22 protein-coding genes are annotated in these 22,767 nt (G+C 73.7%); 10 read left to right on the plus strand and 12 right to left on the minus strand.

Annotation, left to right across the window (positions count from 1 at the left end; genetic code table 11):
- Positions 1–573 precede the first annotated feature (573 nt).
- From ACIQWR_RS12325 to ACIQWR_RS12335, 3 genes are all read left to right on the plus strand, one after another.
- The gene (locus tag ACIQWR_RS12325) at positions 574–903 is read left to right on the plus strand and encodes a hypothetical protein (protein ID WP_404007315.1); all 330 of its coding nucleotides are present in this window, start codon (positions 574–576) and stop codon (positions 901–903) included.
- Between the two features lie 124 nt (positions 904–1,027).
- Positions 1,028–1,801 carry a hypothetical protein gene (locus ACIQWR_RS12330; protein ID WP_404007317.1) on the plus strand — a complete coding sequence of 258 codons (774 nt, stop codon included), beginning with the start codon at positions 1,028–1,030 and terminating at the stop codon, positions 1,799–1,801.
- Between the two features lie 206 nt (positions 1,802–2,007).
- Positions 2,008–2,538, plus strand: coding sequence for a hypothetical protein (locus ACIQWR_RS12335; RefSeq protein WP_404007320.1), 531 nt, complete (start codon positions 2,008–2,010; stop codon positions 2,536–2,538).
- A 103-nt stretch (positions 2,539–2,641) separates the two neighbouring features.
- Here the strand turns inward: ACIQWR_RS12335 and ACIQWR_RS12340 are convergent, their stop codons facing one another.
- Entirely contained in the window at positions 2,642–3,175 is a 534-nt protein-coding gene (locus ACIQWR_RS12340; protein ID WP_404007323.1) for a hypothetical protein, read from the minus strand.
- A gap of 391 nt (positions 3,176–3,566) precedes the next feature.
- Here ACIQWR_RS12340 and ACIQWR_RS12345 point away from each other — a divergent pair, with 391 nt between their 5' ends.
- Entirely contained in the window at positions 3,567–4,295 is a 729-nt protein-coding gene (locus ACIQWR_RS12345; protein ID WP_404007326.1) for a class F sortase, read from the plus strand.
- A gap of 56 nt (positions 4,296–4,351) precedes the next feature.
- On the opposite strand, the gene ACIQWR_RS12350 is transcribed toward ACIQWR_RS12345, so the two are convergent.
- The gene (locus tag ACIQWR_RS12350; protein ID WP_404007329.1) at positions 4,352–5,245 is read right to left on the minus strand and encodes a polysaccharide deacetylase family protein; all 894 of its coding nucleotides are present in this window, start codon (positions 5,243–5,245) and stop codon (positions 4,352–4,354) included.
- A 101-nt stretch (positions 5,246–5,346) separates the two neighbouring features.
- Positions 5,347–8,649, minus strand: a complete 3,303-nt coding sequence (gene lysX, locus ACIQWR_RS12355; RefSeq protein ID WP_404007332.1) for a bifunctional lysylphosphatidylglycerol synthetase/lysine--tRNA ligase LysX — start codon at positions 8,647–8,649, stop codon at positions 5,347–5,349.
- A gap of 60 nt (positions 8,650–8,709) precedes the next feature.
- Here lysX and ACIQWR_RS12360 point away from each other — a divergent pair, with 60 nt between their 5' ends.
- Positions 8,710–9,171 (plus strand): universal stress protein, encoded by a 462-nt coding sequence (locus ACIQWR_RS12360; protein ID WP_399256671.1) that lies wholly within the window; start codon positions 8,710–8,712, stop codon positions 9,169–9,171.
- Between the two features lie 181 nt (positions 9,172–9,352).
- Here ACIQWR_RS12360 and ACIQWR_RS12365 read toward each other — a convergent pair whose 3' ends face one another.
- On the minus strand, positions 9,353–10,549 hold the full coding sequence (locus ACIQWR_RS12365; RefSeq protein ID WP_404007335.1) for a CapA family protein: 1,197 nt from the start codon (positions 10,547–10,549) through the stop codon (positions 9,353–9,355).
- 65 nt (positions 10,550–10,614) lie between these two features.
- Complete coding sequence (locus tag ACIQWR_RS12370; protein ID WP_404007338.1) at positions 10,615–10,809, minus strand: hypothetical protein; 195 nt, start codon at positions 10,807–10,809, stop codon at positions 10,615–10,617.
- Between ACIQWR_RS12370 and ACIQWR_RS12375 the strand changes: the two genes are divergently transcribed.
- Together ACIQWR_RS12375 and ACIQWR_RS12380 are read left to right on the plus strand one after the other, a co-directional pair.
- Positions 10,808–11,377 (plus strand): sigma-70 family RNA polymerase sigma factor, encoded by a 570-nt coding sequence (locus ACIQWR_RS12375; protein ID WP_404007341.1) that lies wholly within the window; start codon positions 10,808–10,810, stop codon positions 11,375–11,377. The two genes, ACIQWR_RS12370 and ACIQWR_RS12375, sit on opposite strands and share 2 nt — an antisense overlap.
- A 231-nt stretch (positions 11,378–11,608) precedes the next feature.
- Positions 11,609–12,109, plus strand: a complete 501-nt coding sequence (locus ACIQWR_RS12380; RefSeq protein WP_404007525.1) for a hypothetical protein — start codon at positions 11,609–11,611, stop codon at positions 12,107–12,109.
- A 20-nt stretch (positions 12,110–12,129) separates the two neighbouring features.
- Here the strand turns inward: ACIQWR_RS12380 and ACIQWR_RS12385 are convergent, their stop codons facing one another.
- The 5 genes from ACIQWR_RS12385 to ACIQWR_RS12405 all read right to left on the minus strand — a co-directional run bounded on the left by ACIQWR_RS12385 (position 12,130) and on the right by ACIQWR_RS12405 (position 18,268).
- The gene (locus ACIQWR_RS12385) at positions 12,130–12,597 is read right to left on the minus strand and encodes a hypothetical protein (protein WP_404007344.1); all 468 of its coding nucleotides are present in this window, start codon (positions 12,595–12,597) and stop codon (positions 12,130–12,132) included.
- A 53-nt stretch (positions 12,598–12,650) separates the two neighbouring features.
- Positions 12,651–13,514: an Fpg/Nei family DNA glycosylase gene (locus tag ACIQWR_RS12390; protein WP_404007346.1), complete on the minus strand. Its 864-nt coding sequence runs from the start codon at positions 13,512–13,514 to the stop codon at positions 12,651–12,653.
- Between the two features lie 20 nt (positions 13,515–13,534).
- Positions 13,535–14,785, minus strand: coding sequence for a hypothetical protein (locus ACIQWR_RS12395; protein WP_404007348.1), 1,251 nt, complete (start codon positions 14,783–14,785; stop codon positions 13,535–13,537).
- Between the two features lie 122 nt (positions 14,786–14,907).
- The gene (locus ACIQWR_RS12400; protein WP_404007350.1) at positions 14,908–16,968 is read right to left on the minus strand and encodes a SpoIIE family protein phosphatase; all 2,061 of its coding nucleotides are present in this window, start codon (positions 16,966–16,968) and stop codon (positions 14,908–14,910) included.
- A 7-nt stretch (positions 16,969–16,975) separates the two neighbouring features.
- Positions 16,976–18,268 carry a DUF6777 domain-containing protein gene (locus tag ACIQWR_RS12405; protein WP_404007352.1) on the minus strand — a complete coding sequence of 431 codons (1,293 nt, stop codon included), beginning with the start codon at positions 18,266–18,268 and terminating at the stop codon, positions 16,976–16,978.
- A gap of 223 nt (positions 18,269–18,491) precedes the next feature.
- Between ACIQWR_RS12405 and ACIQWR_RS12410 the strand changes: the two genes are divergently transcribed.
- Genes ACIQWR_RS12410 through ACIQWR_RS12420 form a run of 3 tightly spaced genes read left to right on the plus strand, consistent with a single transcriptional unit; the run spans position 18,492 to position 21,384 of the window.
- Positions 18,492–19,313: a YndJ family protein gene (locus tag ACIQWR_RS12410; RefSeq protein WP_404007354.1), complete on the plus strand. Its 822-nt coding sequence runs from the start codon at positions 18,492–18,494 to the stop codon at positions 19,311–19,313.
- Positions 19,310–19,873 (plus strand): DUF1990 family protein, encoded by a 564-nt coding sequence (locus tag ACIQWR_RS12415; RefSeq protein WP_404007357.1) that lies wholly within the window; start codon positions 19,310–19,312, stop codon positions 19,871–19,873. Before ACIQWR_RS12410 ends, ACIQWR_RS12415 begins: the two co-directional genes overlap by 4 nt.
- 11 nt (positions 19,874–19,884) lie before the next feature.
- A complete protein-coding gene (locus ACIQWR_RS12420; RefSeq protein WP_404007360.1) occupies positions 19,885–21,384 on the plus strand; it encodes a lipase maturation factor family protein in 1,500 nt (499 codons plus the stop codon).
- Here ACIQWR_RS12420 and ACIQWR_RS12425 read toward each other — a convergent pair.
- Together ACIQWR_RS12425 and ACIQWR_RS12430 are read right to left on the minus strand one after the other, a co-directional pair.
- Positions 21,373–22,356 carry an NAD-dependent epimerase/dehydratase family protein gene (locus ACIQWR_RS12425; RefSeq protein ID WP_404007363.1) on the minus strand — a complete coding sequence of 328 codons (984 nt, stop codon included), beginning with the start codon at positions 22,354–22,356 and terminating at the stop codon, positions 21,373–21,375. The genes ACIQWR_RS12420 and ACIQWR_RS12425 overlap by 12 nt on opposite strands.
- Positions 22,357–22,577: 221 nt before the next feature.
- Positions 22,578–22,754 (minus strand): hypothetical protein, encoded by a 177-nt coding sequence (locus ACIQWR_RS12430; RefSeq protein ID WP_404007366.1) that lies wholly within the window; start codon positions 22,752–22,754, stop codon positions 22,578–22,580.
- Between the last annotated feature and the right edge of the window lie 13 nt (positions 22,755–22,767).

The following is a 22,767-nucleotide window of genomic DNA, read 5'->3' on the forward strand; positions in this document are numbered from 1 at the left end:
GTAGTCCATCGGTGTCCGCGGTCTCGGACAGCTGTCCGAGCCGAATGTACTGATCATTGCCCAACCGAGCGAGCAAAAGCGGAAATTGGCGGTCCGTTCTTCGTCACACACCAAACACACCAGGAGCCCCGTCCGCCCACATTGATCGAAACCGACAAATACCTTTTGGGAATTGACCGCCACCTGATCGGACACCGTCGATCTCTGGCTCAAACCTCTACGGTCCACACATCGCCCGTTCGGGGGAACCGGAGCGGGTGCGGGAGCGCGGGAGGGCCTGTGGCCCCATGCTCCCCGGGTGAACAGACCCTGTGCCAGGCGCCTGCTGACGGTCCCGGTCCTCGTGTGGGCGGCACTGTCCGTCACACCCGCCGTGGCCGATAGCCGCGCCTCCACGATGCCCGGCCCGGACGACGGCCGAGCCGTCGTCGAGCTGGTCACGGCAGCCCGGAGCGAGAGCTTCCGCGGTGGTGGCGGGGGTTCCCGAGGTGGCGGACATCACGACGACGACCACGGGAGTCGGCCCTGCGGGGGCCATCACGGCGGGCACCACTGCACGCCGCCGCCCCCGCCGTGCCCGCCGCCCCCGCCACCGCCCTGCCCGAAGCCCACGCCCACCCCGACTCCCACCCCGACCCCGACCCCCACCCCGACGCCTCCCAAGCCCACGCCCACCCCGAAGCCCACGCCGCCGGCGCCCCCGAAACCCACGCCCCCGAAACCCACGCCGCCGCCTCCCCCGCCGCCGCCCGCACCCCCGAAGCCGGCGCCGCCCGCGCCCCGGGTGTACCGGGCTCCGGCGCCGCCGCCACCGCCCGCGCCGACACCGCCGCCGGCCCCCGTGGTGGCGCCTCCCGCGAAGAAGCCGGTGCCCAGGCCGGCTTACCGCACGGAGGCCCGTAAACCGGCGGAGCACCACATCTCGCCGGTGACCTTCACCTTGCTCACGGCGGCCCCCGCCGTGCTCGCCATCGTCGCGCTGCGCCCGCGCTGACCCCGACCCGATTCGTTTCTCGTGGGAGTTCCCTTGTCGGAATGGCTCGTCCTGTCCCTCGCGATGGCCGCGGCCTGCGCCGTCGTCTTAACCATCGCCTTCTTCAACCACCGCCGGATCGGTGAGGACGACGATCCGAACGAGACCCCGGACGTCATCGAGTACATGACGATGATGATCGGGGTCATCTATGCGATCGTGCTCGGCCTGGCGATCGCCGGCGTCTGGGAGGGCCGCGGGGCCGCCCAGGAATACGTGCGCCAGGAGTCCCAGGCGCTCCACGAGGTCAGCGTCCGCTCGGAGGTCTATCCGGCGGCGGTGCGCACCAAGATCCGGGCCGACGTCGACGCCTACGTGACGTACGTGGTCACGCAGGAGTGGAAGGACATGGCCGACGACGGGGACGTCTCGGACCAGGGCACCAAGCTGCTCGACCGGATCCGCCGGGACGTCACCGACTACGAACCGCAGACCGACCACGAGGGCCAGGCCTACCAGCCCCTGGTCGACCAGGTGGGGATCGCGGACGACGCCCGCAGCGCGCGACTGCAGAGCGCCGGGGCCACCATGCCGGGGGTGGTCTGGTTCGGCCTGGTGGCGGGCGCGCTGGTGACGGTGGGTTTGATCTTCACCCTGCAGATCCGACGCTCCTTCCGGGAGATGCTGCTCGCCGGACTCTTCAGCGCGCTGATCGCCTTCCTGCTCTTCCTCATCTGGGACTTCGACGCGCCGTTCAGCCGGGGGGTCTCGGCCACCGCCGAGCCGTTCTTCCAGCACTTCCCGCACCTGGGGCTGGACGACAACTGACCCGGGGACGGCGACCCGGGGACGGACGGGCCGGCAAACCGCTGCCGGCCCGTCCGTCCCCGGTTCGGCCTACCGGGATGCCCCATTCGCCCGTTCCTGATCGCGGGTCACCGCAGGCGGACCTAGCGTGGCGGACATCGAGGCGCACGTTCCCCCACGTGCGGAAACCGTTCCGCAGCTGCTCCTCGGGGATCCGGAGAAGAACCATGGGCGCGATACGCACCTCAGCCACCGCTCTCCTCACCGCCGGGGCCGCGGGCACCGTCCTCGCGCTCGGCGCAGCGTGCGCCGTCGCGGCGGAGGCCCAGCCCGTCACCTCGTTCGGGTTCGCCGTCTCCCCCTCGACGGTCGCACCCGGCGGCGCGGTCGTACTCTCCCTCACCGGCTGCACGGCGGCGTACGCCACCGTCGCCTCGGGCATCTTCGACAACGTCAGCGTGCCGAAGGGCAAGACGGTGCGGGTCACGGTGGACCGGGACGCCCGGCGCGGGGCCCGCTACTCCGTCAACTTCACCTGCAACAACGAGACCGGTTCCACCGATCTCACCATCGCGGGCGGTACGACCGCCCCCACCGCCAGGTCCACGGCCGCGGCCCGCGGCGTGCGCGGCGGTCTCGGCGGCAGCGTGGCCGGGATGGACGTCGGCGAACTGGCCGTGGGCGCCGGACTCCTGCTGGTCGCGGCCGCGGGTACCGGATATGCGATCAGACGCCGCGCGGACTCCCGCGGGCACTGAGCCGACCCCCACCGCATCGACCGCCGTTCGCCCCGAGTCCTGGCCAGGACTCGGGGCGAACGGCGGTTCACGGGCTGGTGGGCAGGACCGGGGAGGCTGCCGGTCAGACCCGCCCGTGGACCGGGCGGCGGCGGCGCATCACGTGGATGCCCGCGCCGAGGGCCGCCGTGCCCACGAGTCCCGCGCCGATGGCGGTCTCGGTGGCGGACGGGCCGATGGAGCCGCCGAGGCCGCCCTGTGCGCCGCGACCCTCCAGGATCCGGAAGCGGTGGGTGGCGACGAGGCTGTTGTCGTGGCACTTGACGGAGAGCGTCTGGTCGCCGGTGCGGGCATCGTGCCTGATGTGCACGTTGGCGAAGGCGGGGGACCCGCCCGACAGGTTCGCCTGGTCGAAGTTGCCGGGCGACCAGACCGTGCCTCCGTTGCGGCAGCCCTCGGCCTTGACCTCCATCGAGGCGCCCCGGTGCACCGAGTACGGGCTGACCGCGACGTTCCTCGGGCCACCCCCCGGGCCACCGCCGCCGGGCCCGCCGGCGGGTCCGGCGGCCGGCTCGTTGCTCGCACTGGCGAACGGAGCGGCGAGTCCGAGGGCGACGAAGGCCGCCGCGGTCACGGTGAGAGCGCGAGAAGCACGCATGGTTGAACCTCCAGCGGGAGGCGCCCCGGAGCGGTGGTCGCCCGGGATCATCGACGAGAACGCCTCCCAAGACGAACCCTCCGGCCGGTCCGCAACCAGCGCATTTCCACCTTTGGGCCGGCCGGTTGAGCGACACGCCGAGGCGAGCGCGGCTCATCTGACGGATCCGCAGGTCACGACCCGTCAGTCATTTATGTGACGATTACCTGGATGGGCGCATCCCGTACGGCCCCCCGCCCGGCCCCGGCCGCGGTCCGCCACCCGTTCGCACCTCCCCCCTCGCCGTCCCCCGCACTCGCCCTTAGCGTGCGTGACGTAGGGCGTACGAAGCAGTGCACACGGGGTGGGACGGGAACGCGGGTCGGGACCCCCGCGTCGGGAAGGGAGAACCATGGGCTGGGACGAGACCGTTCCGTCACGAAGACGCTCTCCGTGGGGAGCGCTCGCCCTCGTCATGCTCACCGGCCTCGCCATGGTCCGGAACGGGGCGGAGTTCGAGGAGGGGCCTCCCCAGCCGACCGCGGCCGCGGCCGTCGGGGTGCGCCCGGGGCAGCCGCAGGCGGCGCCGAGCACGCCCGCTGCCGCGCAGCAGCCGGAGCAGACCTCGGACCAGGTGCCGCAGCAACTGCCGGAGCAGGCGCTCCCGCCGGCGCCGGACCCGCTGGACCACTCCTCGGTGCAGCGGGTGCGGATCCCCTCGATCAAGGTGGACGCGCCGGTGATGACGGTCGGGCTGGACGCGGAGGGCTGGATCGACGCCCCGCCGCCGCAGGATCCGAACCTCGCGGGCTGGTACCTCAACGGCGTCTCGCCCGGCCAGCAGGGCTCGGCGGTGATCGTGGGCCACGTGGACAACGCGAAGGGCCCGGCGGTCTTCTACGGCCTGGGCTCGCTCCGCAAGGGCAATCGCGTCGAGGTGCAGCGCTACGACGGGCGCACGGCGGTGTTCGAGGTGTACGGCGTCGAGGTCTTCGCCAAGGACGCCTTCCCCGGAGCCCGGGTGTACGGGGACACCGGCCAGCCGGAGCTCCGGGTGATCACGTGTGGCGGCGGATATTCGAAGGCCCGCGGCTACGACGGCAACGTGGTCGTCTTCGCCCGGATGGTGGAGACGCGCTGACCGCGTGGCCCCGAGGGGCCGGACCCGGACCGCGGTCCCGCTGACGGAACGTATCTTCAGTGGGACCGCAGGCCGGGCAGGGTCATCCGGTAGCCCCGGGAGAGCAGTTGGGGCAGGTACTCGCCCAGCGCCTGGACGCTCTGCGCGCGGTTGCCGCCCGCGTCGTGCGAGAGCACGATCACTCCGGGGGCGGCCCCCTTGAGCACCCGCGAGACGATCGTCGGGGTACCCGGCTCGGTCCAGTCCAGCGTGTCCACGGTCCAGGCGAGCGGCTCCATCCCCAGTTCCGCGCCGATCTCGAAGGCGGCCCGATTCCAGGCCCCGTACGGCGCCCGGAACCAGTGCGGCGCCTCCCCCGTGGCCTGCTGCACGACCTCGCTCGTGCGGCCGATCTCGGACGCGAGGTCGGGCCGGGTGAGCTTCGGGATGAGCGGGTGGGTCCAGGTGTGGTTGCCGATGACGTGCCCCTCGGCGGCCATCCGCCGCACCAGGTCCCGGTTGTCGGTGGCCATTTCACCGCAGACGAAGAACATGGCGCGGACCCCGTACCGGGCCAGGGTGTCCAGGATCGCGGGCGTGTAGCGGGGGTCGGGGCCGTCGTCGAAGGTGAGCACCATCTGGCTGCCGACGGCCGGGGCTCCGGGCGCGCCCGAGAGTTCCAGGATGGGGCGGGTGCGGACGACGGGCCTGGCCGGGTGGTAGCGGGGCGGGACGTCGGCCGCCATCGGACTCAGCCGGTACGCGCTGGAGGCCGCGCCCTGCCGGTTCAGCGCGGCGGTTCCGGGCGCTCCGGGCGCTCCGGCGCCGCCGGCCGCCGCGGGTGCGCCGGGCCGGGCGGGGTCCGCGGCCTCCTCCTCGCCGAGGACGCCGGAGGCCGCGGCGGCGATCCCGAGGAAGACGGCGGTGCGCAGGAGCATGCGCCGCCCTACTGTCGGCTCGTCAGTTTTCATTACTACTACGTATCAACGGCGCCGCCCCGGATGCCGGGAGACGCGGACGCGCCACCGCCCCCTCACCCGATCAGCCGCCCGGCGGCCGCCGGGCGGCGCCATCAGCTCCGGCGCACCAGGGGGAACGGAAGCGTCTCGCGGATCGTCAGACCGGTGAGGAACATGACGAGCCGGTCCACCCCGATGCCCAGCCCGCCGGTGGGCGGCATCGCGTACTCCAGCGCGTCCAGGAACTCGTTGTCGATCTCCATCGCCTCCGGGTCGCCGCCCGCCGCCAGCAGCGACTGGGCGGTGAGCCTGCGCCGCTGCTCGACCGGGTCGGTCAGCTCCGAGTAGGCGGTGCCCAGCTCGGTGCCGAAGGCGACCAGGTCCCAGCGTTCGGCGAGCCGGGGGTCCTTGCGGTGCTGGCGGGTGAGCGGCGAGACGTCCGTCGGGAAGTCCTTGTAGAAGGTGGGGAGGAGGGTCTTCTCCTCCACCAGCCGCTCGTACATCTCCAGGACCACGTCGCCGCGGGTGTTCTCCGGGGTGTGGGGCACGCCCGCCCGGTCGCAGTGGCGGCGCAGGGCCGCCTCCCCGGTGTCCGCGTCGACCTCCTCCCCGAGCGCCTCGCTGATCGCCCCGTACATCGTCTTCACCGGCCAGGCGCCGGAGATGTCGTGCACGACGAGCCGGCCGTCGGGTCCCGCCTTGTGCGCGATCGCGGAGCCGAAGGCGGCGGTCGCGGCGCCCTGGATCAACTCGCGGGTGAGGTCGAGCATGACGTCGTAGTCGGCGAAGGCCTGGTAGGCCTCCAGCATCGTGAACTCGGGGTTGTGCTTGTAGGAGACGCCCTCGTTGCGGAAGGTGCGGCCCATCTCGAAGACCTTCTCCATGCCGCCGACGCACAGTCGCTTGAGGTACAGCTCGGGCGCGATGCGCAGGTAGAGGTCCATGTCGTAGGCGTTGATGTGGGTGCGGAACGGGCGGGCGTTGGCGCCGCCGTGGATCTGCTGGAGCATCGGGGTCTCGACCTCCAGGTAGCCGCGGTCGAGCAGCCCCTGGCGCAGTGCCTGCACGGCGCTGGAGCGGGCCCGTACGACCTCGCGCGCCTCGGGACTGGCCACCAGGTCGAGGTAGCGCCGCCGGACCCGGGCCTCGGGATCGGCCAGGCCCTTGCGCTTGTCGGGCAGCGGGCGCAGGCACTTGCCGGTGAGCTGCCAGGAGCCGACGACGACGGAGAGTTCGCCGCTCCTGCTGCTGCCGATCTCGCCGCTCGCGACGACGTGGTCGCCGAAGTCGACCTGGGTGGTGAAGGTGCCGAGCACCTCGGTCCCGGCCTCGTCGCGCGTGAACATCAGCTGCACGTCGCCGGTCCAGTCGCGGAGCACGGCGAAGACCACGCCGCCGAGGTCGCGCACGACCATCACGCGTCCGGCGACGGTGACCTGTTCGCCGGTCCGCTCGCCCGACGGGTACCCGGGGTGGGCGGCGCGCAGCTGCGCCACGGTGTGGGTGCGCTGGCGGATGCCGACCGGGTAGGGGTCGGTACCGCTCGCACGGATCCGCTCCACCTTGCGGTGGCGGACGCGGACCTGTTCGGGCAGCCGCTCGGCGCCGCGCCCGCCCTCCTCCTGCCCCACGGCACCGAGGTTGAGGGAGGCGATCGGGGGGAGGCCCGCGGTGGTGGCCGGGGCGGTGACGCCCCTGGCGTGCCCGTTGCCCCACAGGGTGCGCATGCTCGGGACGGAGACGAAGCCCTCGGCGATGCCGGAGGCGAGGCTGACCCGGGCGAGGGAGCCGGCGTCCTGGTAGCAGAGGAAGCGCGGGTACCACTCGGGTCCGTATTTGACGTTGGACCGGTACAGGGCCTCCAGCTGCCACCACTTGGAGAAGAACAGCAGGAGCTTGCGCCACAGCTTCAGGACGGGCCCCGCGCCGATCCGGCCGCCCTCCTCGAAGGCGGAGCGGAAGACGGCGAAGTTGAGGGAGATCCGGCGCACGCCCAGCTTGGGCGCGGCGGCGCACAGTTCGGCGACCATGAACTCCATGACGCCGTTGGGCGCGGAGCGGTCGCGGCGCATCAGGTCGAGGGAGATGCCGTCCTTGCCCCAGGGGACGAAGGAGAGCAGGGCGATGAGTTCGCCCTCGGCGTCGAAGGCCTCGACGAGCAGGCAGTCCCCGTCGGTGGGGTCGCCGAGCCGGTCGAGGGCCATGGAGAAGCCCCGCTCGGTCTCGGTGTCGCGCCACTTGTCGGCGCGGTCGACGATCCGCTGCATCTCCTCCTCGGTGAGGGCGGAGTGGCGCCGGATGACGGTGGAGGCGCCGGTGCGCCGGACCCGGTTGACGGCCTGGCGGGTGACGCGCATGTCGCGGCCGTCGAGGTCGAACTGGGCGATGTGCAGGATCGCCTCGTCGCCGAGCTGGAGGGCGCTGAGCCCGGACCGGGCGAAGGCGGTCGCGCCCTCCTCGGAGGCGCCCATCACGGCGGGCTGCCAGCCGTAGCGGCGGGCGACGCCGAGCCAGGCGTCGATGGCGGGCGTCCAGGCTCCCGGGTCGCCGACGGGGTCGCCGCTGGCCAGGCAGACGCCGGCCTCGACGCGGTAGGTGACGGCGGCCTTGCCGTTGGGGGCGAAGACGACGGCCTTGTCGCGGCGGGTGGCGAAGTAGCCGAGGGAGTCGCCCCGGCCGTAGGCGCCGAGCAGCGCCCGGATGCGCGGTTCCTCGTCGCCGTGCAGGGCGGCCGTCATGCGCTGCGAGCGGAAGAGCGTGGAGGCGGCGTTCAGCAGGGCGAGGGCGCCGAAGAGGCCGAGCAGGAAGTAGAGGGGCCGGGGCGGGTGGCCGTCGAACTGGCGGGCGGAGAAGAGTCCGCCGAAGACCTGTTTGGCGGCCCAGTCCAGCCACTGTCCCTTGGGCAGGCTGCCGGGGAAGATCGCGACGAGCCCCCAGCCGAGGAAGACGGCGGCGAGCAGTCCGAGGCCGAGGACCAGCAGCGCCCGCCACAGGGCCCCGGGCCGGGAGGCGGCGTAGAACTCCTTGCGGGCGGCGATCAGCAGCACCATGGCGGCGACGGCGATGACGCCGGAGACGATCGAGACCCAGTAGTCACCGTCGGCGAGGATGAGGACGTCGACCAGGATCAACAGGGCCAGATAGGTGACGACGATCCACCAGGCGACCTTCTTGCGGGTGCCGAGGGCCGCGGCCAGCAGGAAGAGGAAGACGGCGTAGGCGAGGTTCTCGCTGACCGGGACGACGAACATGTCCAGGAAACGCACCACCGGCCGCAGCAGCCGCCGCAGCGTGGGGGACAGCGCCAGGACGGCGCACACCAGGCCGAGCGTTCCGAAGAACGCGCCGAATCCGTCGGGCACCCGCTTCAGGAAGCGGTTCCGGGTCCCACGGGTCTCCTCCACGGTGGCACTCATGGTTCGCACTGTAGGGAGGCGCGCGCCGGTCCGCGCGCCGAACGCACTAACCTCGGTGGGGTGACAGAGCACGTGAGCACGGGGTTCGAGCGGGGTACCGACGGTCCGAAGGTGATCCTCGCCGGGGTTGACGGATCGGAGTCGTCGCTGCGCGCGGCGGCCTATGCGGCGGGGCTGGCCCGGCGCCAGAACGCCCTCCTGGCGCTGGTCTACGTCCAGCCGGTGATCGCGGCCGGGGCGGCCATGGGCGCGCCGGTGGCCGGGGCCACCGAGGAGATCGCGGAGGGGATCGTGGCCGAGATCCGGGACTCCGCGGAGCGCGTGAAGGGCATCTTCGAGGTGCGCTGGCAGTTCCACACCTTCCGCGGGGACCCGTACGCGGGCCTGGTGAGCGCCGCCGAGGAGCTGACCGCGGACGCCGTGGTCGTGGGCGCCTCGGAGCAGGCCGGGCACCGGATCATCGGGTCGGTGGCGGTCCGGCTGGTGAAGGCGGGGCGCTGGCCGGTGACCGTGGTTCCCTAGGGCCTGCCGTCACGGTCGGGTCGGTGGCGGTGCCGCTCCGGTGGCCGGACCGCCGCCGGACCGGCCCGCCGCCGGACCGTACGGGCGCCGGACCGTACGGGCGCCGGACCGGCCCGCCGCCGGACCGTACGGGCGCCGGACCGTACGGGCGCCGGACCGTACGGGCGCCCGCCCGGTGGTGCTACCTGCCGAGGGTCAGGCCGTCCTTGGCCGCGCCGCGGCTCAGTACGGCCTCGCTGATGGCCTCCTCGGCGGTCTTGTACGCCTCGTGGTCGGGGTCCTTGGCCAGGCCCGCCGGGAGGTTGACGACCTTGCCGGCGGTGAGGTCGGTCATCTGCGGGACGTACTCGGCCTTGGTGACGCGCCAGCGCTGCCCCGGCGCGGCGGGGGGCTCGAAGGTGAAGCGGCCGATCGAGCCGTAGTTGCCGCGCAGGTCGCGGTCGCCCGAGTCGTTGAACATCTCACCGGCGACCTGGTCGCCCATGCCGTAGACGATCCAGGTGCCGTTGACCTTCTCGTACGCCTGCGGGATGTGCGCGTGCGTGCCGAGGATCATGTCGATGTCGGGGCGGCCGCCGCTCGTCGAGGCCGTGAGGGCCTTGCCGAGGGAGAGCTGGCGCTCGTCCGGCGCGGTCTGCCACTCCGTGCCCCAGTGCAGGCTGACCAGCACCACGTCCGCGCCCGCCGTCCGGGCCGCCCGGGCGTCGGCGACGATCTCCTGTTGTTCCATCAGGTTGACCGCCCAGGGCTGCCCTGCGGGCATCGGGTGGTCGTTGGTGTCGTAGGTGTAGGCGAGGTGCGCCACCTTGGCACCGCCCGCGGTGTAGGTCGTCACCGTGGCCGCCTCGGCCGCCGTGCGCGCCGAACCCGCATGTTTCAGGCCGACCTTGTCGAAGGTGTCCAGGGTGCGCTTCAGTCCTTCGGCGCCGTCGTCAAGGGTGTGGTTCGAGGCGGTCGAGCAGCCGTCGTACCCGGCGTCCTTCAGCCCTTCGGCCACCTGGGGCGGGGAGACGAAGTCCGGGTAGCCCGAGAAGGGGCCGCCCTCCTCGCCGTAGACCGTCTCGCTGTGGCAGATCGCCAGGTCTGCTGCGGTGACGAGGTCCTTGACGTCCGCGAACATCGGCTTGAAGTCGTAGCCGCCGCCCCCGGTGGCCGCCCCGTTGATGATCGAGGTGTGCGGGAGCACGTCCCCGCTCGCGACCAGGGTGAAGCCCTTCTTCCCGGTCCCGCCGATCCCCTTGGTCGCCCCGGTCCCCGTGTCGCCCGGGCTGCCCGCGCCGCCCGGGCTGACCGACGGGCCGGAGCAGCCCGCCGCGGCCGCGGCCGACAGCAGGACGGCCGACAGGACCGCGACGGCCCGCCGCGTGCGCTTGGTCATCTGCCCCAGCTTCCATTTAGTAGGACTATCGGATGACCTGAATCCTGGAGAGCGGGCGGCGCAAGTCAAGGAACGGCTCCGCCGGTCGCCCCGGACTCACCCTCCTGGCGGTACCGCGCCCCGGTGGACGGCCTGCCGTTCACCGCGCCGTTCGACCGTTCACCGACGAGGGCGGCCGCCCACCGGACGGCCGGGGTGCTTGGGCGCAGCAGCGGCACCCGACGGTTCCCGGGCGGCCCGCCGCAGGTCAGGGTGGTCATGTCGACCCGCACCCACCCCGGAAGGAGCCACTCGGTGCCCCCCTCCCCCACTGATTGCCGCACCGACCCCGAGGCACTCGCCGCACTCCAGCGCGAGCACGGCCGGGCTCTGTTCGGATTCCTCTTCGGCCTCTGCAACGGCGACGCGCAGCGCGCCGAGGACCTGGTGCAGGAGACCCTGGTGCGCGCCTGGCAGCACCCCGAAGTACTGGAGAGCCCCCACGCCTCCATGCGCCCCTGGCTCTTCACCGTCGGCCGGCGGCTCGCGATCGACGCGCGCCGCGCCCGGCTCGCCCGCCCCCAGGAGGTCGAGCAGGAGGACCTGGACCAGACGCCCGCACCCCGGGACGGGGTCTCCCGCTCGGTCACCGCCATCGACGTCCGACGGGCGGTCGGCAGTCTGGGACCGGAGCACCGCGAGGTGCTGATGCAGGTCTACTTCCGCGACCTGTCGGTCGCGGAAGCCGCCGAAGAGCTGGGCATACCGACGGGAACCGTCAAGTCCCGGACCTACTACGCACTGCGGGCCCTGCGCAAGGACCTCCAGGGGTACGGGCTCGGGGCCTGAGACGGGGCCGGGCGGTCGCCCGGCGACCGCCCGAACCACGGGGGACGAGCGGTCAACTGGCCGAGAACCGCTCAAGGATTGACCGGAGTGGGCGCATGGCGCATCCAATTCGGCTCCAGAGCGTCCAAGTTGAGTAAACATCGCCCGTCCTGCGAGGCTCGGAGGAGAGGCTCTGACCGACGGCGGCAAGCTCGACACGCGGGAGAAGGTGGAACGGTGCAGCCCGAGGGTATGAACGGCACCAGTGACGGCGGGCTCGCGGTGCCCATGGCGTGGCTCTACGCCGAGTACATCGCGGACGAACTGCTGCGCACGGGGCGACTGATCCCGGTCAGCACCCTGGAATTCCGGGCCGGGCGGGACACCCTGGCACTGACGATCTACCTTTCCGACGCCGCCGGCGAGCTGTCCGGGATCCGGGTCGTCTCGCAGCTCGACGAGTGGCTCTCCCTGACGGCGTACGGCCATCCCTGGCGCGACTGGGTGCAGACCCGGTTCCTCCAGCTGGGCGAGGAGGCCCGGGAGCGCGGCGCCGGCGAGGACCCCGACCTGGAACTGGCCCGGGACGCCTGGAGTTGGCTGGAGCGGACCGAGCTGTTCGCCACCAACCTGGACCCGGGGCGGCCCGGCCCCGAGGACACCCCGCCGGGGCTGGACGAGAACGCCCGGGTGTGGACCCCGGCCTGGCAACTGGGCCTGCCGTTGGGGCACCTGGCGATGCACCTCTTCTGACCGGACGGCCCGGCGGGCGGTCAGCCGGCCGGTGGCTCCCTCCGAGGCTCCCTCGGGGGTTCGGCCAGGGGTTCGCTCAAGGGCTCCGTCACCAGGCCGGTGAAGTCGGCCTCGTTGCGTTCGGCCCGTACGACGTACCGGTGCGCGATCAGCCACATCACCGGGTACACCACCACCCCGAGCCCCACCCACACCAGGGGGCCCGCGTCGACGCGGGGCAGGGAGAACAGCAGGGGCAGCGCCCCGACGAAGGCCAGCAGCACGGCCAGCGCGGCCAGCGCGGCCCGCAGTTGGCTGCGCATCAGGGCGCGGACGTAGGTGGCCCCGAGCGAGGTCTGCTGGGAGATCTCCGAGCGCGCGGGAGTGTGCGCGGGCGGGCGTCCGCGCGCGCCGCGCGGCACGCCGGTGACGACCTCCCGCCGCGAGCCGGGCTGGGCCGGGGGCGCCAGGGGGTGTCGGGGCGGCCGGTGCCGCGCGTCATCGGGCATGGTGCGCACCAGTGTATGCACGGGCGCGGCACACGACCGGGGCCCGCCGGCGGCTACTTCAGCAGGCGGGACAACCTCCGGTCGGCGAGCGGCTTGCCCCCGGTCTGGCAGGTGGGGCAGTACTGGAGCGAGGAGTCGGCGAAGGACACCGAGCGGATGGTGTCCCCGCACACGGGGCAGGGCTCGCCGGTCCGGCCGTGCACCCGCAGCCCGTTCTTCTTCTCCGCCTTCAGGCTCCCGGCGGCCACGCCGTGCGTGCGGGCGAGCGCCTCGTGCAGGGTCGCCCGGACCGCCTCGAAGAGGTGGGACACCTCGGTCGGTTCGAGGGAGGCGGCGAGCTTGAAGGGTGACATCCGCGCGTGGTGCAGGATCTCGTCGCTGTACGCGTTCCCGATCCCGGCCAGGACGCTCTGGTCGCGCAGGAACCCCTTGAGCCGGCGCCGCTCCCCCGCCAGCAGTGCCGCGAACCGCGCTTCGTCGAAGTCCTCGGCGAGCGGGTCCGGCCCGAGCCGGGCGATGCCGGGCACCTGCGCCGGATCGTGGACGACGTACACCGCGAGCCGCTTCTTGGTGCCCGCCTCGGTGAGGTCGAAGCCGCCCCCGCCGTCGAGCAGCACGCGCAGGGCGAGCGGGCCCTTGCCGCCGGGCTTGGGCGGCGTCGCGGGGAAGGCGTCGTGCCACCGCAGCCAGCCGGCCCGGGCGAGATGGGTGACGAGGTACAGCTCGCCGATCCGCAGCGCGAGGAACTTGCCGTGGCGGGCGGTGGCTCCCGCCGGCTGCCCTTCGAGGGCGGTGACCGCCGGTTCGTAGGTCTTGAGCACGCTCACGTTGAGCGGGAGGACGCGCTCCACCACCCGCCCGGTCAGGTGCTCGTCGAGGAATTCCCTGAGGGCCTCGACCTCCGGCAGCTCCGGCACCCTCCCAGGGTGCCGCGCCCTCACCCGAAGCGCGAGCCGGGGACCGGGCCGGGCGAGCGGGCGTGGTCGCGGGCCCCGCCGAGCCAGCCGGGGGCCACCGCGGCGACGTAGGTCCGCAGGGCCTCGTCCGGGTCGGCCGGGGTCCGGCCGTCGCCCTCGTCCGGCGCGGGGTCGGCGTCGACGACGTCGCGGGCCACGTCCTCCTCGGGGCGCTCGTCCGCGGGCCGGTCGCCGTGCGCCGCCCAGGGCGCGACGGCGTACTGGCACAGCAGCGCGCTGGAATCGGCGCTCACCGGCGGCGGATCGGTCCAGCAGGTGAGGTGCTCGTGCAGGACCTGGCCGGTGGTGCGGGTGCGCAGGGTGTGGACGAGCTCGGGGTCGCTCGCGCGCAGGTCGTAGGAGGCCACGACCGTGTCCGGCCGGGCGGGGTCGTAGGGCACCACGGGCAGCCCGAGCACCCCGGCGGCGGCCAGCCCGAGGATCCGGTCGGCGCGGCCGGGGAGCAGCGAGACCGTCGTCGGGCGCTGCCCGGCGACGGCCAGGGCGAGCGCGAGGCGGTCGAGGCCGCGCCGGACCAGTGCGTGGCTGTCCCCGAGGAAGGCGTAGCGGCCGGTCATTCCGGCGTCGTAGCCGTACGGGGAGAGCGTGCCCAGCAGCGCGCCGGTGAGCGCGAAGTGCCAGCCCCGCAGGTCACGGGCGTCGAGGGGGCCGGCCGCGCGGGCCAGTTCGGCGCGGCCCAGCATGCGGCGCTGGCGGCCGTGGGCCCCGAGCCAGGTCGCGTCCTCGGGGGCCGGAAGCCGGATCGCGGCGGCGCGGGCTCCGTCGAAGTCGCCCGCGCACAGGGTGTTGTGCACTAGGAGGTAGGTCTCGGGCCAGGCGGGCAGGCGCTCGCCGCGGGCGGCGAGCAGGGCGGCGGCCTCGACGTGCCGGTGTCCGTCCTCAAGCGCGGCGACGAGTTCGGCGAGGAGCTTGCGGGAGTCGGGCCGGATCGCGAGCGCGTGGCGCAGCGGGGCGACGGCGAGGAAGGACACGCCGCGTTCCACGCAGGCGTAGCCGAAGTCGTAGAGCGCCTGGGGATCTCGGGGCTTCTTGGCGGCGGTCTTCGCGGCCAGGGCGAGGTCGGTGAAGCCCGCGGCGTCGGCGAGTACCCGGGTGGCCTTGGCGAGGTCGGCGGGCGAGGCGGTTTCCGCGTGGGGGCGCAGGGCCCGGACGGCTCCGGGCAGATCTCCGGCCTTCAGCGACCGGCGGACGTCGTGCGTGGCGGTAGTCATCGCCCCGATCCTGCGGCACCGCCGCCGCGCGCCGCAACGGGCTTTGGGCCCGTCGGGCCGGGCGGTGCGTGCCGGTTCCGCTTCCGTTTCTCCTTCCCGTTCCCCTTCCGGTTCGCTTCGGTTCAGGTCATGACGAACTCGCACCACACGCACTTGCCGCCGCCCCGGGACTCCACTCCCCAGACGTCCGCGAGGCGGTCCACCAGCATCAACCCGCGTCCCGAGACCCCCGAATCGCCCGCTTCCCGGCGGCGCGGGAGGGCGCTGGAGCGGTCCTCGACCTCGACGCGGATACGGCGTTCGGGGCCGGCCAGTACGCGCAGGGTGACGATCGCCGGGCCGTCGGTGTGCATCAGGGCGTTCACGATCAGTTCGTCCGCGACGAGTTCGATCTCGTCGCCCCGGGCCCGGGCGCCCCAGGCCCGTACGGCGGTGCCGATCATGTGCCGGGCCGAGACCAGGCCTTCGGGGTCGCCGGGGGCCACGTGCTGCTGGAGCCGGCCGCCCGCCTGCGGGGCGTCCTCGGCCTGGCGGCGCAGCAGCAGGAGGGCGACGTCGTCGTCGCCCCGCTCGTCGGCCATCTCGACCAGCCGGTCGGCGAGCAGCGTGAGGTCGGCCGGGCCGGACCGGACCATGGCGGTGAGGTACTGGATCCCGTCGTCGAGGTCGGCGCCGGGTTGTTCGACCAGGCCGTCGGTGCACAGGAGAAGCGTTTCCCCGGGGTCCAGTTCCACCGTGGTCACGGGGTACTCCAGGCGGCCGAACTCCGCCGAGAGGCCGAGCGGCATCCCGCCCTCCACGGGGAGCCTGCGGCAGTCCCCGTCGCGCGTGCGCAGCAGGGGGTCCAGGTGGCCCGCGCGGACCAGTTGGAGCACCCCGGTGGTGAGGTCCGCCTCGACGTAGGTGCAGGTCGCGAAGCGGTCGGTGTCCAGTTCGTGGAGGAAGACGGAGGCCCGGGCGATCACCGTGGCGGGTGCGTGTCCTTCGGCGGCGTAGGCGCGCAGCACGATGCGGAGCTGGCCCATCACGGCCGCCGCGTGGGTGTCGTGCCCCTGGACGTCGCCGATGACGGCGCCGACCCGCCCGCCGGGCAGCGGGATGACGTCGTACCAGTCGCCGCCGATGTCGCGGCCCATCCGGGCGGAGCGGTAGCGCACCTCGATCTGCGCGCCGGGCACCGCCGGGATCCGGCGCGGCAGCATGGCCTGTTGGAGGCCCTCGGCGATGTCGTGTTCCTGCTCCAGCAGCATCGCGCGCTGGAGGCTCTGGGCGATGCTGCTGCCGAGGGCGACGAGCAGGTTCCGTTCGTCCTGGGTGAAGGCTTCCTTGTCCTGGTAGAGGAGTCCGATCGCGCCGATGGGGCGGGCCTGGGCGATCAGCGGCAGGTAGGCGGCGGCCGAGATCCGCATGTACGAGATCTTCGACCAGAGTCCCGGGTAGGAGGTGGCGAACTCCTCCTGCGAGTCGATGAACCGGGGCTGGAGCGAGCGGACCACTTCGCTCATCGGGTACTGCTCGTCGATGCGGGTGTAGCGGGTGCCGGGGACGAAGCTGCCTTCGGGTCCCTCGGCGACCAGGTGGATGCGGCCCGCCTCGACCAGCCCCATCACCATGCCCATCGTGCCGAGCCGCTCCAGGCCGTGCGCGTCGCTGAGCGCGTCGATGACGTCCTGCACGGTGCGCGCGTGGGCGAGGGCGGCGGTGGTGCCCTCGACCACGGAGGTCTGGCGGCGGCGTTCCTCGTCCAGGCCGAGGCGTTCGGCGGAGTGGCTCAGCTCCTCGGTGGCGTCCCGGACGATGCCGATGATGCGGTACGGGCGCCCGCCCGCTTCGCGCAGGACCCGGCCCTGGGTGTGGGTCCAGCGCAACCGCCCGTCGCGGCACCTGATCCGGAAGTAGGCGCCGTAGCTCTCCAGCCCGCCCTTGAGGGCGCTGGAGACCAGCGCGTCGAGCCGGGCGGCCTCGGCGGGCGGGACCCGGGGCGAGAGGGACTCGGGCCGCTCGTCGTAGTCCTGGGGGAGGGTGTCGAAGACGTCGAGGGCGGGCGGGTCCATGTGCATGAGTCCGGTGACCAGGTCCCAGTCGAAGCTGCCCATGCGGTTCAGGGAGAGCGACCGGTCCGGGTGTGCGGGCCAGTCGTCCGGCAGCGATACGGTGCTCGGCACCGGTCCACCATGACACACGCGCGGATCAGACGCTCTCCAATGAGTAACCCGGGTCCGGGGTGAAGTGCTGGCCGGGCACGGCGTAGGGGTCGGTGGGGTCGTCCGGGGCGTAGGGGTCGGTGGGCGCGTAGGGGTCGTACGGGCTCAGGCTGGGCCCGTCGGGGGTGGGCGGCAGGTCCGGGGGAAGGTCGCCGGGCGTTTCGCCCATCGGTGGAACGGCGGGCGGCGCGGGCGGGTTCGGCGGCGCGGGCGGGCGGGGCCGGCTCGGGGTGTTCGGTGCGGTGTCCCGGGCCGGGGGCGGGGCCGTGGCCGACCCGGACGGCGGGCAGTCCGGCGCGTCGGGCGGCGGCGGGACGGCGGCCCGCGGCGAGGACGGGGCCGTCGGCGGGGTGGTGCGCGCCAGGCTGTTGGGGTCCCGGGTGACGCAGGGCGATGACGGGACCGGGGGCTTCGCCGGGTCCGTCCGGTCGGTGGAGGGGATGCCGTCCGCCGGGTCCTGCGCGGGTGGCACCGCGGGGCTCTTGTCCTGGGCTCCGTCGTCGCCGGTCCTGCGCTCGATCCAGGTGTTGTCGCCGATGTTCGCGATGACGAGGCTGTTGATGACCTGGACGGTCGGTTCGATGACGATGACCTGGTGGGGGTCGTAGCCGGGCCAGGGGTCGCCCTTGAAGACGGGGTCGCCGCTCGCGGCGCGCGGGGACTGGAGCGGGTTCCCGCAGGCACAGCGGACCCGGGGCGTGCCGTGGTCGTCGACGAGGACCGCGGTGCCGGCCTGGAGGACGGACTGGAAGCCGGTGGCGCGGCCGTCCTTGAAGCCGTGGCCGGTCACCCGGGTGTCGGCGCGGAGCACGACCGGGGTCAGGCCGCGCAGGAACTCGGGGAGCTTCGCCCGTTCGATGCCGGCGGCCTCGGCGAAGGCCTTCGCCTTGGCGCCGTCGGAGGCCAGGTGGCCGACCTGGCGTTCGATGTCGCAGCTGCCGAGTCGCTGGGTGCCGCCGTAGAGGCCGGGGGTGGCGCCGCCGATGGTGCGGATGCCCTCGCCTGTGGCGTTGGGGACGGGGGGTTGCAGCGGCGCGGATTCCGCCGTCGCGGTGGAGGGGTTGAAGGGATCGGGGCCCGCCACGGCGACCGGCTGGAGCAGGACGTCCTGGCTCTCCGGGGCGGCCGCGGGGGCGCGCGAGCCGTCCCCCGGGCCGCCGCAGGCCGCGGCGAGCAGCCCGAGGGCGGCGAAGAGGGCGGTGCCCGCCGCTGCGCGGCGGCGGGCCGGCTGCGGGGACGCCCGGCGCGGCGGAGGTTGCGGTACGTGCTGATCCGTCACGAGGTTCTCCCTGTTAGCCCCTGTTGCTCCCCTCTTGTCTGCCGCATGTCCGGGGGTGTCGCAAGCGGAGCGTCACCGTGGAGCACCGGTGGTGACGGGTGGCGACACCGCGCCGCGGAGCGGATCCTCGACTCTCTTGAACATGTTCAAGAGACCCTCTAGGCTCACACCGTGAGTTGAACGCGTTCAAGGCGTTCGACCGCACGGGGGAGGGCGGTCCACGGTGACGGTACTGGTGCATTGCATCGTCACCCTGGGCATGCTCTACGTCGTCCCGGCCGGACTGCGCCTGATCGACCCGGCCCGGCTGCGCACGACCGCCCGGCTGTGGCCCCTGCTCGCCGCGCCCGGCGCCCTCTGCCTCTGGTTGCCCCGCGGCGCACTCGCGGGCACCCTCGCCGTCCTCTACGCGGGCGCCACACTGGCGCTCGCCCTGCACGCACCGGTCCGGCTGCTGCGCACCCGCTCGCTCGCCCCGCCCGAGATCGCGGTGCTCACCGCGCTCGTCACCCCCTCGGTCGCCGGGCTCGCGCTGGTCGCCGAACGCACCGGGCACCGGCTCTTCGGCTTCGACCTGGAGATCCTGGCCCTGACCGTCCCGCACTTCCACTTCGCCGGATTCGCCGCGGCCCTGGTCGCCGGGCTGGTGTGCCGGGCCGGCGGGCCCGGACCCTGGGGGCGCTGGGCGGCGTACAGCGTGCCGGGCGGGACCTCGCTGGTGCTCGCCGGGTACTTCGTCGACGACTGGGCGGAGCTCGCGGGGGCCGTCGTACTCACCTCGGGGATGTGGGCGGTGGCCCTGTTGACCTGGCGGGAGATCCGGCCCGGCGCGCCCGACCGGGGTACCGCGGCGCTGCTCGCCGGCTCGGCCGGCGTGCTGGTCCTCACCATGCTCCTCGCCCTGTGGTGGGCGCTGGGCGAGGCGAGCGGACTGCCGCACCCCACCCTGACCTGGATGGCCGCGACCCACGGCCTCGGAAACGCCCTCGGCTTCGCACTGTGCTCGGTGCTGGCCTGGCGCCGCCTGGAGGAGAACGCGTCATGACCCGCATCATCAGCGAGGGCGCCCACCGGCCGCGGCCCACGGCCGCCCGGACCGGCGCACTGACCTACCCCGACCGCGGGGCGACCCGGCTGCGCCCGCTGCCCACGGGGTACCACCACCTGGACCACCGGGTCCGGATCGGCCGCGGCAGGGCCGTCTTCGAAGCGGCCGGCGCCGCCGTCACCACCTTCGACCTGCACCGGGCGACCGGCATGCGGATCCGCGCGGAGCACGCGGCGGTGCGGCCGGGCGGCCGCGTCGAGGTCGGGATCGGCTTCGGGCCGCTGCGCGTCACCGCGCCCTGCGAGGTGATCTGGACGGCCTACGAACCCGGCCGGGCGGGCTTCGCCTACGGCACCCTCGACGGGCATCCCGAATGCGGTGAGGAATCGTTCCTGGTGGAACTGGCCGAGGACGGCAGCGTCTGGTTCTCGGTCACCGCCTTCAGCCGGCCGGGCGCCTGGTACACCCGCCTCGCCGGTCCGCTCGTCCCCCCGCTCCAGCTCGGCTACGCCCGGCTGCTCGGCCGCACCCTGCGCGCCCTGGTCGCGCGCGGCTGATACTGGAGGCGATGGACTGGTTCACGTCGCCCGGCTACTGGCTCGGCCGGCTGGTCTTCCAGCGGGCCCTGGCGGGCGTCTACGTCCTCGCCTTCGCCGGGGCCGCCCTGCAGTTCCGGGCGCTGATCGGCGCCCACGGCATGCTCCCCGTCCCGCGCTACGTCCGCCACGTGCCGCTGCGCGCGGCGCCCAGCCTGTTCCACCTGCACTACTCCGACCGGCTCTTCGCGTGCTGCGCCTGGTTCGGGGCGGCGCTGGCGGCGGCGCTCGCCGCGGGCGCGGGGGACGCCGTACCGCTGGGCGCGGCGATGGCGATGTGGGCGGTGCTCTGGGCCCTGTACCTGTCCATCGTGAACGTCGGACAGACCTGGTACGCCTTCGGCTGGGAATCGCTGCTGCTGGAGACGGGGTTCCTCGCGGTGTTCCTCGGCAACGCCCGGGTGGGGCCGCCGGTGCTCGTGCTGTGGCTGCTGCGCTGGGTGGTCTTCCGGGTGGAGTTCGGGGCGGGGCTGATCAAGATGCGCGGCGATCCGTGCTGGCGGCAGCTGACCTGCCTTTACTTCCACCACGAGACGCAGCCGATGCCGGGGCCGCTGAGCTGGTTCTTCCACCGGCTGCCGCGGCCGGTGCACCGGGTGGAGTGCGCCGCCAACCACGTCACCCAACTGCTGGTGCCGGCGGCGCTGTTCACCCCGCAGCCGGTGGCGTCCGTGGCCGCCGGGGTGATCGTCGCGACCCAGCTGTGGCTGGTCCTGTCGGGGAACTTCGCCTGGCTGAACTGGCTGACGATCGCGCTCGCGCTCTCCGCCGTCGACTTCACCGCGCTCGCGGGTCCGCCGCCCGCCGCCGCGGCGCGCGCGGGACCGCTCTGGTACGTGGTGGCGGTGTGCGCGCTGACCGCGCTGGTGCTGCTGCTCAGCCGGCATCCGGTCCGCAACCTGCTCTCGCGGCGCCAGGTGATGAACCGCTCCTTCGACGCGCTCCACCTCGTCAACAGCTACGGGGCGTTCGGGACCGTCGGGCGGATCAGGGACGAGGTGGTGGTGGAGGGGACCGCGGATCCCGCCCCGCACCGGGACGGCGCGTGGCGGGAGTACGGCTTCAAGGGCAAGCCGGGGAGACCCGACCGGATGCCGCGCCAGTTCGCGCCGTACCACCTGCGGCTGGACTGGCTGATGTGGTTCGCGGCGCTCTCGCCCGGCTATGCGCGCGACTGGTTCGGCCCCTTCGTGGAGCGGCTGTTGACCGGCGACCGGGACACCCTGCGGCTGCTCGCCCACAACCCCTTCCCCGACTCGCCGCCGCGCTACGTCCGGGCCCGGCTGTACCGCTACCGCTTCAGCACCCGGCGGGAACTGCGCGCGACGGGTGCGTGGTGGCAGCGGCGCCTCCTGCGCGAGTACCTGCCGCCCACCCGGCTCTCCGGGCCCGGGCCGGGGACGCACACGGAGCACGCCCCCGGCCCGGCGGAGCACGGTTCGGGCCGGACGGAGCACGGTTCAGGCCAGTAGGGCCGCCTCCTGCTCCGCGCTGATGCCCTTCTCGGGCCGGTCCGGGCGCTGCGGGGCGGCTCCGCCGATCCCCTGGAGCCAGCTCCAGGTATCGGCCACGGTCTCCTCGACCGGGCGGCACACCAGGCCGGCGGCGAGGGCCTTGGAGACGTCGCCGCCGAACATGTAGTCGTACAGCTCGCCCTCCGGCAGCCAGATGGGCAGCTCGATCCAGGGCTGTACCCCGGCCTCCTCGATCACCCCCGGAGCGGTCCACCGCAGCTCCGCGCCGCCGCCGGTGACGGCCGCGACGGATTCGAGGAGGGTGCCCATGGTGGCGTGTCCGAGCGGCGAGGCGAGGTTGTACGCTCCCCCGCGCCCGTCCCGCGCCGCGTCGAGGGTCCAGCGCGCCAGGTCGCGCACGTCGATGTACTGGAGTCGCAGCCCGCGCGGGCCCGGGGCCACCATCGGGCCGCCGCGCGCCGCGCGGCCCAGCCACCAGGGCAGCCGCCCGACGTTCTCGTAGGGCCCGACGATCAGGCCGGCGCGCACCAGCAGGGCGTGCTCCTCGCCGAAGACGGCGAGCGCGGCCAGCTCCCCGCCGCGCTTGTCCTCGGCGTAGTCCACCGTCTCGGCGTCGGGCGATCCCTCGACCACCGGGGCGTCCTCGCCCAGGCCGGGGGGCGAGGGGTAGGCGTAGACGGAACGGCTGGATATGTACGTGTAGTGCCCGACCCGGCCGTGCAGCAGTCGCGCGGCGTCGCGGACGGCGACGGGGGCGCCGCCCCAGGTGTCGACGACGAGGTCCCACTCCCCCTCGGCGAGGGCCGCGAGCCCGCCGGGGGCGGTGCGGTCTCCGTGGAGGGAGTCGACCCCGGGCGGCGCGTCGTGCCGGCCGCGGTGGAAGACGGTGACGTCCCAGCCCCGCTCCAGCGCGTCCTCGGCGATCGCCCGGCCCACGTATTCGGTCCCGCCCAGCATCAGCAGTTTCATGGCGCCAGCCTGCCCCGCGGCCCGGGCCGCGGGAAGCGGTGATCGCCGTCAGCGATGACGCTGTGGGCGTACAGGACGTACACGCCGTACGTCGACGCGGACGTACACGCCGTGCGCCGACGCACATCGGTGGCGCACGCGCACCCGCGCCCCGGCGCCGGATCGGCGCGGGGACGCGGGAGGGGTGGAGCGGCCGCCGGTACGTGCCGGGGCCGGGACGGTCAGTCGATGCCGGGCAGGATGTGCGGTTCCGCCAGGTCCTCTTCGTATCCGGCGAGCCGGATCGGTGCGGAGCGGGCCCACACTTCCAGGCTCCCCAGCTGGTCCGAGCGGTTGCGGGAGCGCTGGTCCGTCCGCTCCGTCACCCCATGGTCACGCTTGGTCATTTCAGGTGTCACCGCGCACTCCTTT

The sequence above is a fragment of the Streptomyces sp. NPDC098789 genome (assembly GCF_044759975.1).
In the GTDB taxonomy this organism is placed as follows: Bacteria; Actinomycetota; Actinomycetes; order Streptomycetales; family Streptomycetaceae; genus Streptomyces.